This window comes from Rhizobium sp. H4, from assembly GCF_003013335.1.
Taxonomy (GTDB): Bacteria; Pseudomonadota; Alphaproteobacteria; order Rhizobiales; family Rhizobiaceae; genus Rhizobium; species Rhizobium sophoriradicis.
Genome location: NZ_PSOW01000030.1, coordinates 14528 through 30606, shown reverse-complemented (window position 1 = coordinate 30606; position 16079 = coordinate 14528). Strand labels below are relative to the sequence as shown.

Here is a 16079-nt window from a genome sequence, read left to right as displayed (position 1 = left end):
GACTTCACATCTGACGAACGCAAGGAGTGGACGATGACGGAAGGCGCCAGAAGCACGATCGACCAGGGCGAAGTGGACCGCTTCTCGGCGATGGCGGCGGAATGGTGGAGCCCGACCGGCAAGTTCAAACCGCTGCACAAATTCAATCCCGTTCGGCTTGCCTATATAAGAGACAAGGCCTGCGAGAATTTCGGCCGCGATCCGAAAAGCCCCCGGCCGCTCGGGGGTCTGCGCGTCCTCGATATCGGCTGCGGCGGCGGCCTGTTGTCCGAACCGGTCGCCCGCATGGGCGCCTCCGTCGTCGGCGCCGATCCGTCCGAAAAGAATATCGGCATCGCCTCGACCCATGCGAAGGCATCCGGCGTCTCGGTCGACTACCGCGCCGTCACCGCCGAGGAACTCGCCGGGGCCGGCGAAACCTTCGATATCGTCCTGAACATGGAAGTGGTGGAACACGTCGCCGACGTCGAGTTCTTCATGACGACCTGCGCGAAGATGGTCCGCCCCGGCGGCCTGATCTTCGTTGCCACCATCAACCGCACGATGAAGGCGGCAGCGCTTGCCATCTTCGCCGCCGAGAACATCCTGCGCTGGCTGCCGCGCGGCACCCATCAATATGAAAAGCTCGTGCGTCCGGAAGAGCTGGAAAGGCCGCTTGCCGCAAGCGGCCTCGAAATCACCGACCGCGCGGGCGTCTTCTTCAATCCGCTGTCGAACCAGTGGAACCTGTCGAGAGATATGGACGTGAACTATATGCTGCTGGCGAAACGGCCGGCATGATCCGGCATTCATAAGCCGGCTACATTTCGGGCCAGCCGCGCAGACTGACTATCAGTGCACATCCTCCGGCAGAACCGGAATAGCAGCGATCTCGATGCCTTCTTCGACGAGCGCTTGCGCCTCGTCGAGAGTCGCCTGGCCGATGATGCCACGGGCATCAGCCTCGCCGTAATGGATCTTGCGGGCCTCCTCGGGAAACTTCGTGCCGACATCCTCGGAGTTGGCTTTAACGGCGGCGACCGCCTCTTTCAGTTTCTGCAGGGCCTCCTGCCGCATCGCATCCATCGCCAGCGTCTGCCTCTCGTCCTTCTTGCGCGCGGTCGACACGGAAGGCGCCATCAGCAGCTTGGAGACGGCGGCGGAATGGCAGACCGGGCAGGTTAGGAAACCGGTCGCGACCTGACGGTCGAATTCGGCGCTTTCTGAAAACCAGCCTTCGAATTCATGGGCATTGTCGCAGGTGAGGGAATAGCGGATCAAGCGGCGACGCCTCCTGCGACTGCCCCCGCAATCCTTTCGACCGAGAATTCCCGGCCGTTCCTCAGGTTCGGGATCTTGTCATGTGCAGCCTTGACCGCGCCGGGATCGATCTCGGCCAGAATGACCGCCTCTCCAGTGGCGCCGGCCGAGGCCAGCACCGTGCCCCAGGGATCGATGATCATCGAATGACCAAAGGTCTCGCGCCCATCCTCGTGCCGGCCGGCCTGCGCCGCGGCGATCACGAAGACACCGTTCTCGATCGCGCGGGCGCGCAGCAGGATCTCCCAATGCGCTTCGCCCGTCTGCCGGGTAAAGGCGGCCGGAACCGTCATCACTTCGGCTCCGGCAATCGCCTGGGCGCGGAAGAGGGCGGGAAAGCGCACGTCGTAGCAGATGGCAAAACCCATTTCTGCAAAGGGCAGCGACAGGACGCGCGCCTCCGAGCCGGCCGTATAGGCCGCACTTTCACGCCAGCTCTCGCCATTGTCGAGGTCAACATCGAACATATGGATCTTGTCGTAGCGATTGAGGATCCTGCCGTCCGGATCAAACAGGAAACCGCGATTGGCGATCTTGCCGTCGGAAAGCGCGATCGCCGTCGAGCCGACATGCATGTGAATGCCGAACTCCCTGGCAAGCTCGGAGCCGGTCTTGACGATAATGTCATGCGCCTCGTCGGCAAGCACGGCGCGCGCCGCGGCGCGGTCGCGCTGCAGCATGCCGGTCATTTCGGGCGTCTGCACATAGGTCGCGCCCTGGGCGGCAGCCTCGCGCACCAGCCGCGCCATGGCGGCGGCATTCTTGACCGGATCGACCCCGGAGCACATCTGGATGGCGGCAGCCTTGAAACTCATCGGTTCGTCCTCAGGCCGCCAGCATCGGATCGAGCTTGCCGGCGCGGTCGAGCGCAAAGAGATCGTCGCAGCCGCCGACATGTTCGGCGCCGATGAATATCTGCGGGAAGGTGGTCCGCCCGTTCGACTTGCCGATCATCTCCTGGCGAAGGTCCGGGGAATAGGTTGCGTCGTGCTCGACGTAGTCGACGCCCTTTTCTTCAAGAAGGGACTTGGCGCGGCTGCAATAGCCGCAGAACTGCCGTGTATAGATCGTGACGGGTACCATGATATCTCCAGACGGAACGCCGGGTATTTCTGTCATATAGGCTCGGAGAGAGCCCTTGCAAAGGTCAAAACCGTGATCTCGGCCGCACCCGCCTTGCGCAGCGTCCGGCTTGCGGCGGCAACCGTCGCCCCTGTCGTATAAACGTCGTCGACAAGGACGACGCGTTTGCCGAAAATGTCGTTTTCGCGGCCCTTGGCAATCGCGAAAGCGCCCCTGACATTGTCCTCGCGCGCTTTGGCGCCGAGGCCAACCTGCTGGCTGGTGCGCTTGACGCGCACAAGCGTGGCGGCAAGCAGCGGCTTGCCGGAAAGCCTTGCCATATGGCGGGCAAGTTCGGCAGCCTGGTTGAACTTGCGGGTCAGCATGCGGGTGCGGTGCAGCGGAACGGGAATCAGCGCATCGCAGCTTTCGACCGTCCCATCGGAGGCGCGCAGCATCCAGCCGGCCATCATCGGCGCCAGATCGGTGCGATCGCGATATTTGAGCCCATGCACGAGGTCGCGGACCGCATGGTCGTGGGTCGCCGCGGACCGCAACCGGTCGAAAGGCGGCGGATTGGCGATTGCCTCAGCGCTGAGAATGCCGGCGCCGAGATCGTGCGAGAAGGGAATGCCGAGCACCTCGCAATAGGGCCGTTCGATGAAGCGGATGCCGGACCAGCATTTTGCGCACAAACCGCGATGGCCGCCGGCGGAAACACCGCAGACGGAACAAGTCGGCGGATAGAGAAAATCGACAAGTGCCGAAAACGGCCGCAAGAACTGCGTCCGCAGGAACTCCGCCGGTCTCTCGAAATCGATCGGTGCCATGCCGCCCAGAGTAGCCGGTTCTCATTCAAAGGAAAATCGCCTTGCTGCTTCAGCGAGGCGGGACTATGGACATCGCCATGGAAACGATCTTCGACAGAGACCTGATCGCCGCACATCGCCATCGCGCGCTTGTCAACAACGACCTGAAAGCCGCCTTCCTGCTGGACATCGCGGCAGAGGAAATGGCCGAGAGGCTGGCGGTCGTCGAGCGGCGTTTCGAAACCGCCGTCGAATTGCATGGTACGACCGGTGCAGCGGCCCGTGCGGCAATGGCGACGGGCAAGATCGGCACGATGATCCGCGTCGAGAGCGAAAAGGCCTATGCGGGCCGAGGCGAAACCCTGATCGAAGCGCCTTTCGAAGATGTGCCGCTCGAGCCGCAATCGACCAATCTCGTCCTTGCGCCGCTCAGCCTGCATCTGACCAACGACACGCCGGGCGTTTTCATCCAGATTCGCCGTGCCTTGAAACCGGACGGCCTGTTCCTGGCGGCTATTCCCGGCGCCGGCACGCTGCAGGAACTGCGCGACGCCCTCTTGACCGCCGAGGTTGAAATGACCGGCGGCGCCAGCCCGCGCGTCATCCCCTTCGCCGATGTGCGCGATGTCGGCAGTCTCATGCAGCGCGCCGGCTTCACCCTGCCGGTGATCGACGCTGAGACCTATACAGTACGATATGATTCTCTCTTTCCGCTGATGCGCGATCTCCGAGCCATGGGCATGAGCAATCCGCTCGCAGCCCGCGGCCGCATGCCGCTAACGCGCGCCTTCTTCCTGCGGGCGGCAGAGATCTATGCCGAGCGCTATTCCGACCCTGACGGACGGATTCGCGCGACCTTTTCGATCATCTATGTGTCCGGATGGGCGGCTCACGAGAGCCAGCAGAAGCCGCTCCGGCCGGGTTCGGCCAAGGCACGCCTTGCCGATGCGCTGAAAGTGGACGAGCACAAGCTCAGGCAATAAAGCCCTTTGTTTTTATGCATGTCGTTGTCCCGGAACCGCTGCACACTTCCGGGCGACATGGGCATAATATCGAAAAGTGTCAGCGGTTTTCGCAGCCCATCGTGCTGCAGTTCGTCAATCTAGACGGTCGCCTCTTCAATTGACGGTTATGTTGTTGCTGAGAAGGCTGAAGACATTCTGCAGGCTGCCGGTGAAAAAGCCGAGACCCGAGACGAGCGCTGTGCAGATGAGGGCGGCGATCAGGCCGTATTCGACCGCCGTTGCACCCGTGCCGTCCGCAAAAAATGCTTTCAAAAGACGCATTACCCAGCCCTCTGCGTGAATCGACTGCAATGATTAATACAGGCCATCGGGCGATGGCCGGCATTTTCAACAACCGGCGCCGACGCCATATCCCTGGACGACGCAGACCGACCCGGGCGTATCCTGAAGGACGCTTCGGCGAATCGTATAACGCTTGCCGCTTTCATTGTTCGGGATCGATCCGGTGGTTATCGTATCGAAATCCACCGGAGCGCTTGCAAAGACGCTTTTCTTCGAAGAATCCGCCAGCATTGGCGTCAGGATCAGCGTCAGCGCGACCACCGCCGTGCCAAAGAGAAGGGCGATATTGAGCGCACCCGTCCTGCGCGAGGCAGACGAAGCCCGTTCCTTTTCCCGGACAGCTTTCCAGAAATCATCGTCCATGAGGTCAAGCCTTTTAAATACGCACGCCAGATGCTTGATTGAGGCCGATCTTTGGCAGAAGGTGTTAAACGATCCATTAATATCCACAGCCGAAAACAGCACGGCGCAATAATAATCAGCAAACGCTAATGCATTGCGCCTGGAAAAGTCCGGCGACTGCAGAATAATGACACATCGACAAAACAAAAATCGCCGGCGGGTCGCACGGACCAAGCTCAACGAGAGGCGCTTTAAAGCAAATCCTGCAGCATCGGGATGAGCGGCTCGTCGGCCGGCGGCATCGGGTAATCCCGAAGAGCCCCCGCACGCACCCATTTCAGCGCCTGCCCCTCGCGGCCCTGTGCAATGCCTTCATAGCGCCGGCAGATATAGAGCGGCATCAGCAGATGGAACGTCTCGTAGGAATGGCTGGCAAAAGTCAGCGGCGCGAGGCAGGCGATCTTCGTCTTGATGCCGAGCTCTTCCTCGAGCTCGCGAACCAGCGTCTCCTCCGGCGTCTCGCCGGGCTCGACCTTGCCGCCGGGAAACTCCCAAAGCCCGGCCAGCGATTTTCCCTCGGGACGCTGTGCCAATAGAATACGCCCGTCGGCATCGATCAGCGCGCAGGCGGCGACCAGCAATATCTTCCGGCCTGCCTCGCTCATCGCGTCTCCCGCTGCCAATAACAATAATGATAGGCGTCGCGAAAACCGAGGCGCTCATAGAGTGCGATCGCCGGGCGATTGGAAAGCTTTACCTGCAGCCAAGCCGATCGGGCACTGCGCATGCGGGCCCAGCGCAGCGCCGAAGTCAGGATTTCGGTGCCTAGTCCTTCGCGCCGCCGCGTTTCGCAGACCGAAAGCGACATGATACCGGCAAGGTCGTTGTCCTGAACGCAGAGCACGGTCGCAAGAGGTCCCTCTACCGCATTTTCGATCATGAAAAGGCCCGACGGCGGCTTGATCGCGGAAATGATTTCGGCAAGCGCCGGCTTCAAGCTCAGCGGCGCCCTCTCGACCGTCAGATTGGCGTCGACGAAACGGCCGACGTCATGGGTCGGCAGATGATCGAGCGTATCCGGCAGCGCAGCCTCGATGAGATCGCAGGTCATCACCACCGTTTCGTCGAACCGCGTCCAGTTCTGCGCGCTGAGAAGCTCGATCAAGACAGGCGAAGCGAGCGGCGTCTGCCGGACGACGGCGGCGCGGCCATAGGCCTCGAACTTGCGGCTCGCCTTTTCCAGGCGGATCTCGACGTCGCGATGGTCCGAGGGATCGAGCGGCACGATGGAGTTCAGCCGATTGGACGGGTGGCCGGCCGTCAACCGGACCTGCCAACTGCCGTCATATTGCACGGATGCCGCCGGCCAGGCACGAAAACCGACAGCCTCCAGCCTGCGGACCAGCGGCAAATTCTGCGAGGAAATAGATGCCTGCTCCAACGAACGATCAGCTCCGATAGTCGCCATTGATCGCAACATATTCCTTGGTGAGGTCGCAGGTCCAGACGGTTGCCGAACCAGTGCCGAGGCCGATATCGACTTTAACGGGGATATCCTGCGCCTTCATCACATTCGAGGCGGCTTCCTCGGAATAATCGGGATCACGCTCGCCATTGACGGCGACCCTGACGTCACCGAACCAGATGGCGAGCCGGTCGCGGTCGGCCATCTCGCCGGACTTGCCGACGGCCATGACGATCCGGCCCCAATTGGCGTCTTCGCCGGCGGCCGCCGTCTTGACCAGCGGCGAATTGGCGATCGACAGGGCGATACGTTTGGCGGCGGCATCGCTCTCGGCACCCGACACGGTGATTTCGAGCATCTTGGTGGCGCCCTCGCCGTCACGCACCACCTGCAGCGACAGATCCTTCAGCACTTCGTTGAGAGCGGCGCGAAAGGCGGCAAGGCGGGGATCGTCGGCGCGTTCGATATGCGCTTGGCCGTCCTCGGCCGCCGCACCCGTCGCAAACAGCATCAGCGTGTCGGAGGTGGAGGTGTCGCTGTCGACGGTCATCGAATTGAAGGTCGGGCCGACGCCATCGGATAGCAGCGCCTGCAGCGCGGCCGGCGCGATGTCGGCATCGGTCACAACGAAGGAGAGCATCGTCGCCATGTCGGGGGCAATCATGCCTGCGCCCTTGGCGATGCCGTTGATCGTCACGGCAACGCCGCCGATCTCGGCGCTGCGGGTCGAAACCTTCGGATACGTATCCGTCGTCATGATCGCCTTGGCGGCTTCGAACCAGAAGTCGCCCGTGGCCTCGGCCTGCATCCGGTCCAGGACACCTGAGAATTTGCTGGCGTCGAGCGGTTCGCCGATGACGCCGGTAGAGGCCAGATAGACCTCGTTCTCACCGCAGCCGACGGCCGCCGCGGCCGATTTCGCCGTCAGCGCGGTCGCCTGGCGGCCCTTCATGCCGGTAAAGGCATTGGCATTGCCGGAATTGACGACGACGGCGCGGGCGCTGCCATGCGGCAAGTTGGCGCGGCAGAAATCGACCGGCGCCGACGGGCACTTGGAGCGGGTAAAGACCCCTGCGACGGCGGCCGGCTTGTCGAAGACCATCATCAGCACGTCGGTGCGGTTCTTGTACTTGATACCGGCGGAAGCCGTCGCCATGCGCACGCCGCGCAACGGCGGCATGGCGACAAAGGATTTCGGAGCAAGCGGAGAGACGGAACCGGACATGATGAAACCTGCCAATGAGCATTTCCAGGCGGCGTTAGAGCCGGATCGCTGTCTGGAAATGCGACAACATAGTGAAGGGCCCGGAAGAACCGGGCCCGATGCGAATATTACTGCTGCGGCGCCGGCTGGGCGGGCTCACTGCCCGGTTCCGGCTGCTTGTTGGCCTGATCATAACCCTTGCGCAGCGTCTCGTCCGATATCTCGATCTTGGCGGACGTCTTGGCCTGGTTGAGGAGCGCAAGATACTTGTCGCGCATGACGAGCTGACGAACCTGATCCTGCACCTGATCGAAAGGCGGCGGCGGAGCGTCGCGCTTGTCCTCGACCTTGATGACATGATAGCCGAAGTCGGTCTTCACAGGGGTCTTGGAATAGGTGCCCTTCTCGAGCGCGAAGGCTGCGTCCTCGAATTCCTTGACCATGCGGCCGCGCGAGAAATAGCCGAGATCGCCGCCTTCCGACTTGTTCGGATCGGTGGATTTTTCCTTGGCGAGTTCGGCGAAATCCTTGCCGGCGTCGAGCTGCTTGATGATCTCCTTGGCTTCGTCCTCGGTCTTGACGAGGATATGGCGGGCGTGGACTTCCTCCTGCTTCGGCAGGGCTGCGACTTCCTTGTCGTAGCGCGCCTTGATTTCGTCAGGGGTCACGGTGTCGACGACATGCTTCTTGAAATAGGCGTTGTGCAGCTCGCGATCGGAAAGATACTGCATGCGCTTCTTGAATTCATCGGTCTGGTCGAGCTTCTCGGTGATGGCGTCGGCGGCAAGGAGCTTCACGTCGATGGCGGCGGAAAGGGCTGCGACCTTCTTCTGGTCGTCGGGAAGCTGCGCCAGCTGCGGATCGAGATTGGCGACGGCAAGATCGAGTTCCGACTGGTGGATCTCCAGATTGCCGACCTTGGCGACGACGGCGTCCTCTGCATGGGCCGGAGCCTGGAATGCAACGAAAGTTGCAAACGCCAGCAGGGCGAATTTATTGGTGCTCAACATCAAATAACCCTTCACAGTTTCATCGCCGGCGTCAGCATCGCCTATTCCAGCTCAAAATAGCCATCAACACCGGATTGTGGCCTTTCTGTATCCGCCAAATCCGTTGACATCATTCGACCCCCCTCTTATCTGTCACGCAACCTCGCGTCCAGAACAGTTTCCGGGCGTTTCAAGGCGTGCGCCTGATTTTCGGCTGGGCCGCGGACAAGAAACGTCGCGGATGAATATTGAGAAAGGACCAGTCACATGGTCAGCTTTGGCGGTATTGCCCGCAAGTTATTTGGATCGTCCAATGATCGCCGCGTGCGGTCCTTCCAGCCGAACGTCACCGCGATCAACTCCATCGAAGAGAAGACGAAGGCTCTGACGGACGAGCAGCTCGCGGCAAAGACCGCGGAATTCCGCGCTCTTCTGGCCGAAGGCAAGACGCTCGACGACATCCTGATTCCCGCCTTTGCCGTCGTGCGCGAGGCTTCGCGCCGCGTTCTCGGCCTGCGACCTTTTGACGTACAGCTGATCGGCGGCATGATCCTGCACTCGAATGCGATCGCCGAAATGAAAACCGGTGAAGGCAAGACCCTCGTCGCCACCCTGCCGGTCTATCTGAACGCGCTTTCCGGCAAGGGCGTGCACGTCGTCACGGTCAACGACTATCTCGCCCAGCGCGACGCCGCGACCATGGGCCGGATCTATGGCTTCCTCGGCATGACCACCGGCGTCATCATCCACGGTCTCTCCGACGAGGAGCGCCGCGCAGCCTATGCCTGCGACATCACCTATGCCACCAACAACGAGCTCGGCTTCGATTATCTGCGCGATAATATGAAGTACGAAAAGAACCAGATGGTCCAGCGCGGCCACAACTTCGCGATCGTCGACGAAGTGGACTCGATCCTCGTCGACGAGGCGCGCACGCCGCTGATCATCTCCGGCCCACTCGACGACCGTTCAGAACTCTACAATACGATCGACGCCTTCATTCCGATGCTCGTCCCCAGCGATTACGAGATCGACGAGAAGCAGCGCTCGGCCAACTTCTCCGAAGAAGGCACCGAGAAGCTGGAGAACCTGCTCCGCCAGGCCGGCCTCCTGAAGGGCAACGCGCTCTACGACATCGAAAACGTTGCGATCGTCCACCACATCAACAATGCGCTGAAGGCCCATAAGCTCTTCCAGCGCGACAAGGACTATATCGTCCGCAACGACGAAGTCGTCATCATCGATGAGTTCACCGGCCGCATGATGCCGGGCCGGCGTTATTCGGAGGGCCAGCACCAGGCGCTCGAAGCCAAGGAAAAGGTGCAGATCCAGCCGGAAAACCAGACGCTGGCTTCCATCACCTTCCAGAATTATTTCCGCATGTACGACAAGCTCGCCGGCATGACCGGCACGGCGCAGACGGAAGCGGAAGAATTCGGCAATATCTATAATCTCGACGTCATCGAGGTTCCGACCAACCTGCCGATCAAGCGCATCGACGAGGACGACGAGGTCTACCGGACCTTCGATGAGAAGTTCAAGGCGATCATCGAAGAAATCCTCGACGCCCACAAGCGCGGCCAGCCGGTGCTCGTCGGTACGACCTCGATCGAGAAGTCGGAACTGCTTGCCGACCGTATGCGCAAGCAGGGCTTTGACGACTTCCAGGTGCTGAACGCCCGCTACCACGAGCAGGAGGCCTATATCGTCGCCCAGGCCGGCGTGCCGGGCGCCGTCACCATCGCCACCAACATGGCCGGCCGCGGTACCGACATTCAGCTCGGCGGCAACCTGGAAATGCGCATCGAGCGCGAACTCGGCGAGATGGAAGCCGGTCCGGAGCGTGATGCCCGGATCCAGGCGATCGTCGAAGAGATCAAGGAACTCAAGCAGAAGGCGCTGGCCGCCGGCGGCCTCTATGTCATCGCCACCGAACGCCATGAAAGCCGCCGCATCGACAACCAGCTGCGCGGCCGCTCGGGCCGTCAGGGCGACCCCGGCCGCTCGAAATTCTACCTTTCGCTTCAGGACGACCTGATGCGCATCTTCGGCTCCGACCGCATGGACAGCATGCTGACCAAGCTCGGCCTCAAGGAGGGCGAGGCGATCGTCCATCCCTGGATCAACAAGGCGCTGGAGCGCGCGCAGAAGAAGGTCGAAGCCCGCAACTTCGACATCCGCAAGAACCTCTTGAAGTATGACGACGTTCTCAACGATCAGCGCAAGGTGATCTTCGAGCAGCGTCTCGAACTGATGGAATCGACCAACATTTCGGAGACCGTCTCCGACATGCGCCGCGAGGTGATCGAGGATCTGGTCGCAAAGCATATCCCCGAACGCGCCTATGCCGAACAATGGGATGCCGTCGGTCTGAAGACGGGCGTCACCAATATCCTCAATCTCGATCTGCCGATCGACGATTGGGTCAAGGAGGAAGGCATTGGCGAGGACGATATTCGCGAGCGCCTGACGGAAGCCGCCAATGCCGCCTTTACGGAAAAGGCCGAGCGTTTCGGCGACGACATCATGCATTATGTCGAGCGCTCGATCGTCATGCAGACGCTCGATCATCTCTGGCGCGAGCACATCGTCAACCTCGATCACCTGCGCTCGGTCATCGGCTTCCGCGGTTACGCCCAGCGCGATCCGCTGCAGGAATACAAGTCTGAAGCCTTCGAACTCTTCACCGGGCTCCTCAACAATCTGCGTGAGGCCGTCACTGCCCAGCTGATGCGCGTCGAACTGGTGCAGCAGGCGCCGGCCGAACCCGAACCGCCGCTGATGCAGGCCCATCATCTCGATCCGATGACGGGCGAAGACGATTTCGCCCCGATCTACCAGGCCTCCGAAGTCATGGTCGCGCCCGAGAACCGCAATCCCGAGGACCCCGCCTCCTGGGGCAAGGTCGGCCGCAACGAGGCCTGCCCCTGCGGCTCCGGCAAGAAATACAAGCACTGCCACGGCGCCTTCGAACAGGTCTGAACCACATACGACAAATCTGAAAATGCCGCCCTCGGGCGGCATTTGCTTTTCTGCGGCAACGCCGGCCAGCTGGAGTTCCAGGTCCGCGGCCAGGGCCGTTCCGGAACCGTTTCTTAACCCTGCTCTGTCAAGACTTCGGGGACGATTTGCCTGACCTCAGAGTTTTGCGTGTTCATCATGGCGATCATAGAAACAGCGGAGAAGATGCTGCCGGCGGGCCTGCGCCCGATCGGCGGCCGAACGCTGCGCATGCTTGCGGCCGTGCTGACCGAAGGCGGCGAGAAGGCCGTCGCTCAGCGCATGGCGCTGACGGCCTTTTCTATCCGCATCCTCAGCGCCGCACTCGCCTTCGTCTCCCAGATCGTGCTCGCCCGGCTGATGGGCGAATATGAATACGGCATCTTCGTTTTCGTCTGGGTGCTGGTCGTCGTCTTCGGCGACCTCTCCTGCCTTGGCTTCCACACCGCGATCATCCGCTTTCTGCCGCAGTACAAGGCGGCGGGCGCCTTCGAGGAAATCCGTGGCCTGACCGGTGCGGCACGCATCTTCGCGCTGCTGTCCGGCACGGCAATGCTTGCCGCCGGCATGCTCGGGCTGCATCTCTTCGGTGATCTGATCGAGCCCTATTATCTCGTCCCGATCTTCCTCGGCCTGTTTGCCATGCCGATGATCGCGCTGGGCGATATTCTGGAAGGCACCTCGCGGGCGAACCACTGGCCGGTGATGGCGCTGGGCCCGGTCTATATTATCCGGCCGATCCTCATCATCGCCTGCATGCTGATTGCGATTGCGATAGGCGCGGAGCATACGGCCGTTACCGCCATGCAGGCGGCGCTCGTGGCCACCTTCGTCACCGCCCTCGGCCAATATGGCGCGACGCTTTACCGCCTTCGCCGGCATTATGACGACGGCCCGCGCAAGGTCGATTTCCTCGCCTGGCTCAGCGTCGCCTTCCCGATCTTCCTGATCGAGGGCGTCAGCTTCCTGCTGACCAATTCCGACGTCGTCGTTGTCGGCATCTTCCTCGAGCCGCATGACGTCGCCATCTATTTCGCCGCCGCCAAGACCATGGCGCTGGTGCATTTCATCAATTTTTCCGTCAAGGCCGCTTCCGGCCCGCGTTTTTCCTCGATCATCGCCGAGGGCGACCATGCCCAGTTGGCGATCGCCGCCACCGATGCCGCCCGTTGGACCTTCTGGCCGGCGCTCGGCGTCGGCCTCGCGGTGCTCGCGGCCGGCAACCTGCTGCTGTCGCTGTTCGGCGGGGCCTTCACCGCGGGTTATCTTGTCATGGCGATCCTGCTTGCCGGCATTCTCGCCAAATCGCTGGTCGGCCCGGCTGAAACGCTGCTGATGATGGCGGGTAAGCAGAATCTCTGCGTCGCCCTCTATGCCGGTGCATTGGCCGCCAATGTCGGTCTCAACCTCGCTTTGATCCCGCATTACGGCATCGAAGGCACCGCGATTGCCACCGCCTCGGCCATGGCGGTCGAGGCCGTTCTTCTGCATGTCGCCGTGCGCCGCACGCTCGGCATTGTCCTCTTCGCCTTCGCCAGCCCCTCCGCAGCAACGCCAGAAATGAGAGTTCGATAGATGGTGCGTCCGCCCCCCGTCACCGAAAGCACCGACCGCATCACCAACAGCATGATCCATGATCTCGCGTCGCTGCATTTCGAGGCACCGCAGGCCGAGGCCCGTGCCGAGATCGGCCGGCCCGGACGCGAACTTTGCCTCTATCCCGGCAAGCTCGGCTACGACCTTCAGGACGAGCTCGACTTCCTCTCCAACCGGGCGATGGAGCCGAACGTCTTTTTCTCCGGCCGCTTCCTTGCGCCCGCCATGCCGCGGCTCGAAGACAGGCAGGTGAATTTCGCCCTGATCCGCGACCACAATGCCGGCCGCAGCCGCATGCGTTTCCTGCTACCGTTTTCGGTCGACAAACCGGGCTTTGCCGTCGGTCCCTCGATCATCCGCGGCTGGTCGAACAGCTTCGGCCCGCTCGGCACGCCGCTCGTCGACAGCGAGGATGCGGCCGAAACCCTCGACAATTTCTTCGAGGGGCTGACCATTCCTGATCTCAACCTGCCGGGCACCCTGGTCCTGCCGGATCTGAGATTGAACGGAATTTTCGTGCGCATGCTCAAGGCCGTGGCGCTCGGCCGCAATCTGCCGCTCACCGTGACCAATCCCTATCTGCGCCCGATGCTGCAGAGCGAGGAAGAGGCGCCTGCCTATCTCAGCAAGACCATCTCCTCCTCGCATATGCGCGAGATGCGCCGCCAGTGGCGTCAGCTGGAAGAACTCGGGACGGCGGTCTATGCCGTCGCCCGCCAGCCGCGCGAAATCCACGTGCGTTTCGAGGAGTTCCTGGCGATGGAAGCCGGCGGCTGGAAGGGTAAACGGCGAAGCGCTCTCGTCACCGATCGCTATCATACCGCCTTCGCCCGTGAGGCGGTGTCGAACCTTGCCGCCGTCGACGCCGTGCGCATTCATACGATCGATCTCAACGGCAAGGCGATCGCCGCCATCGTCGTTTTGATGATGGGCGGCGAGGCCTATACCTGGAAGACGGCCTATAACGAAAACTATGCCCGCTATTCGCCGGGCAAGCTTTTGATGAGCGAACTCACCGAATGGCATCTCGACGACGCCAATATCGTCCGCTCCGATTCCTGCGCCGTCTCCGACCACCCGATCATGAGCCGCTTCTGGCAGGAGCGCGAGGAGATGGGAACGCTGGTGATCGGCCTGACGCAGAACGGCGACCGCGACATGCGCCAGGTCGCCGCCCAGCTCCACATGTACCGCAGCACCCGCAACATGGCGAAGATGCTGCGCGAGAAGATCATGTCGCTCGCCGGCCGGGGCTAACCTTCCGTCGCAGCTTTCTCTCGCAGCAGCCGGCGGATCACCTTGCCGGTCGTCGTCAGCGGCAGTGACTCGACGAATTCCACCTCGCGCGGATATTCGTGCATCGAAAGCCGCATCTTCACCCAGTCCCTGATATCGGCGGCCAGCGCCTCGCTCGGCGAGTGGCCCGGCGCCAGCACGATATAGGCTTTGACGATCTCTGTGCGCAGTGGATCGGGTTTGCCGACGGCGGCGGCAAGCTGCACGGCGGGATGACCGACCAGGCAATCCTCGATCTCGGCCGGGCCGATGCGATATCCCGACGAGGTGATGACATCGTCGTCGCGGCCTTCGAAGATGACGTAGCCGTCCGCGTCCTGCCGGCCGATATCACCGGTGAGCAGCCAGTCCTTGACGAATTTTCGCGTCGTCGCCGCCGCGTCATTCCAATAGCCGAGGAACATGACGGGATCGGGACTGGCGATGGCGATCTGGCCTGGCTCGCCCGCCGGCAATTCGTCGCCGGCCTCATTGACGATTGCGATGCGGTGTCCCGGCACCGCCCGTCCGATGGCGCCCGCTTTGGTGACGCCGTGGGCAGCGGCAGACGAAAGCACGAAATTGCATTCCGTCTGGCCGTAGAATTCGTTGACGGTGATGCCGAGCGTGCGCCGCGCCCATTCATAGGTTTCGCGGCCGAGCGCCTCCCCGGCAGAGCCGATCGTGCGCAGCACCAGATCATATTTCGAGCGGGGATCGGAAACCGAGCGCATCAGCCTCAGCGCCGTCGGCGGGATGAAGGCATTGCGCACATCCATCTCCGCCATGATCCGATAGGCCATGTCGGCATCGAACTTCTGCGCCGGCGACGAGACGACGGGAACGCCGAGCATAAGGCTCGGCAACAGCGCGTTAAGCAGACCGCCCGCCCAGGCCCAGTCGGACGGAGTCCAGACCTTGTCGCCCACCTTTGGAAAGCCCTCATGGGCGAACTGCATGCCGGGAATATGGCCGGGCAGGACGCGGTGGCCATGCAATGCCCCTTTCGGCGGCCCTGTTGTCCCGGAGGTGAAGATCATCAGCGCCGGATCGTCGGGCGTTGTCTTCTCGCCTTCGAAGACGGGCGCATAGGATACGATGAGATCGGCAAAGGAGAGGGCGTCCGGAGCGCCATCGACGCTGATCACATGCCGCAACTCCGGCAGACGATCGCGGATTTGCCGGATCCGATCGAGGCCGAAATCATTGGTGACGATTGCCGCCGCACCCGAGATCCTCAGCCGATATTCCAGCGCCTCGATGCCGAACAGCAACGCCAGCGGCAAGGCGATCGCGCCCATCTTATAGATTGCGACATGCGCAACCACGGTCTCGAAGGACTGGGGCATCAGCAGAGCGACCCGATCGCCGCGCTTGATGCCAAGCGATGCCAGCGCATTGGCGAACATCGAAGAGCTGCCGGAGAGTTCGCCATAGGTCAGCGAAAGATGATTGCCGTCCGGACCGAAATGCTCGAGACAGACACGCTCCGGATCTCGCGCCGCCCAATCGTCGCTGACGGCGCGGCCGATATTGAAGTCTTCCGGAATCCGCCAGGAGAAATCACGATAGAGATCGTCGTAACGATCATGGGAGGGCAGTCGCATAGTCTGGCTTCCGGTGAAATGCTGCAGCAGCTAACACCTTGCGGCGCGGATGTGCAAGCCGGCGACGGAAACGACGGCCCCATCACTTATCATTGTACGCATCGCCGCGCCGATTCCGCGTGCG

At 62.0% G+C, this 16079-nt stretch carries 16 protein-coding genes; 5 read left to right on the top strand and 11 right to left on the bottom strand.

What is annotated here, in order from left to right:
- The first annotated feature begins 33 nt into the window (after positions 1–33).
- Complete coding sequence (ubiG, locus tag C4N04_RS30410; RefSeq protein WP_077991981.1) at positions 34–780, top strand: bifunctional 2-polyprenyl-6-hydroxyphenol methylase/3-demethylubiquinol 3-O-methyltransferase UbiG; 747 nt, start codon at positions 34–36, stop codon at positions 778–780.
- A gap of 51 nt (positions 781–831) precedes the next feature.
- On the opposite strand, the gene C4N04_RS30405 is transcribed toward ubiG, so the two are convergent.
- Genes C4N04_RS30405 through C4N04_RS30390 form a run of 4 tightly spaced genes read right to left on the bottom strand, consistent with a single transcriptional unit; the run spans position 832 to position 3191 of the window.
- On the bottom strand, positions 832–1260 hold the full coding sequence (locus C4N04_RS30405) for a DUF1178 family protein (protein WP_077991982.1): 429 nt from the start codon (positions 1258–1260) through the stop codon (positions 832–834).
- Entirely contained in the window at positions 1257–2114 is an 858-nt protein-coding gene (locus C4N04_RS30400) for a carbon-nitrogen hydrolase family protein (protein WP_077991983.1), read from the bottom strand. The genes C4N04_RS30405 and C4N04_RS30400 overlap by 4 nt, the downstream gene beginning before the upstream one ends.
- 10 nt (positions 2115–2124) lie before the next feature.
- Complete coding sequence (grxC, locus tag C4N04_RS30395) at positions 2125–2382, bottom strand: glutaredoxin 3 (protein ID WP_010002303.1); 258 nt, start codon at positions 2380–2382, stop codon at positions 2125–2127.
- 32 nt (positions 2383–2414) lie between these two features.
- Positions 2415–3191, bottom strand: a complete 777-nt coding sequence (locus C4N04_RS30390; protein WP_077991985.1) for a ComF family protein — start codon at positions 3189–3191, stop codon at positions 2415–2417.
- 77 nt (positions 3192–3268) lie between these two features.
- Between C4N04_RS30390 and C4N04_RS30385 the strand changes: the two genes are divergently transcribed.
- Positions 3269–4153, top strand: a complete 885-nt coding sequence (locus C4N04_RS30385) for a methyltransferase domain-containing protein (protein ID WP_096764920.1) — start codon at positions 3269–3271, stop codon at positions 4151–4153.
- Positions 4154–4288: 135 nt separating this feature from the next.
- On the opposite strand, the gene C4N04_RS30380 is transcribed toward C4N04_RS30385, so the two are convergent.
- The 6 genes from C4N04_RS30380 to C4N04_RS30355 all read right to left on the bottom strand — a co-directional run bounded on the left by C4N04_RS30380 (position 4289) and on the right by C4N04_RS30355 (position 8498).
- Positions 4289–4456, bottom strand: coding sequence for a Flp family type IVb pilin (locus C4N04_RS30380; RefSeq protein ID WP_009995351.1), 168 nt, complete (start codon positions 4454–4456; stop codon positions 4289–4291).
- A gap of 66 nt (positions 4457–4522) precedes the next feature.
- A complete protein-coding gene (locus C4N04_RS30375) occupies positions 4523–4840 on the bottom strand; it encodes a hypothetical protein (protein ID WP_009995353.1) in 318 nt (105 codons plus the stop codon).
- 230 nt (positions 4841–5070) lie between these two features.
- A complete protein-coding gene (mutT, locus tag C4N04_RS30370) occupies positions 5071–5484 on the bottom strand; it encodes an 8-oxo-dGTP diphosphatase MutT (RefSeq protein ID WP_009995355.1) in 414 nt (137 codons plus the stop codon).
- Positions 5481–6287, bottom strand: a complete 807-nt coding sequence (locus C4N04_RS30365; protein WP_077991988.1) for a GNAT family N-acetyltransferase — start codon at positions 6285–6287, stop codon at positions 5481–5483. The genes mutT and C4N04_RS30365 overlap by 4 nt, the downstream gene beginning before the upstream one ends.
- Entirely contained in the window at positions 6268–7509 is a 1242-nt protein-coding gene (gene argJ / locus C4N04_RS30360; protein ID WP_077992424.1) for a bifunctional glutamate N-acetyltransferase/amino-acid acetyltransferase ArgJ, read from the bottom strand. Before argJ ends, C4N04_RS30365 begins: the two co-directional genes overlap by 20 nt.
- Before the next feature lie 107 nt (positions 7510–7616).
- Entirely contained in the window at positions 7617–8498 is an 882-nt protein-coding gene (locus C4N04_RS30355) for a peptidylprolyl isomerase (RefSeq protein ID WP_077991990.1), read from the bottom strand.
- Between the two features lie 246 nt (positions 8499–8744).
- Here C4N04_RS30355 and secA point away from each other — a divergent pair, with 246 nt between their 5' ends.
- From secA to C4N04_RS30340, 3 genes are all read left to right on the top strand, one after another.
- Complete coding sequence (gene secA / locus C4N04_RS30350) at positions 8745–11459, top strand: preprotein translocase subunit SecA (RefSeq protein ID WP_038691552.1); 2715 nt, start codon at positions 8745–8747, stop codon at positions 11457–11459.
- A gap of 177 nt (positions 11460–11636) precedes the next feature.
- Positions 11637–13052, top strand: a complete 1416-nt coding sequence (locus C4N04_RS30345) for a lipopolysaccharide biosynthesis protein (RefSeq protein ID WP_106797729.1) — start codon at positions 11637–11639, stop codon at positions 13050–13052.
- Positions 13053–14330 carry a GNAT family N-acetyltransferase gene (locus C4N04_RS30340; RefSeq protein ID WP_096764911.1) on the top strand — a complete coding sequence of 426 codons (1278 nt, stop codon included), beginning with the start codon at positions 13053–13055 and terminating at the stop codon, positions 14328–14330.
- On the opposite strand, the gene C4N04_RS30335 is transcribed toward C4N04_RS30340, so the two are convergent.
- Positions 14327–15955, bottom strand: coding sequence for an AMP-binding protein (locus C4N04_RS30335; RefSeq protein WP_106797724.1), 1629 nt, complete (start codon positions 15953–15955; stop codon positions 14327–14329). The genes C4N04_RS30340 and C4N04_RS30335 overlap by 4 nt on opposite strands.
- Positions 15956–16079: the final 124 nt, after the last annotated feature.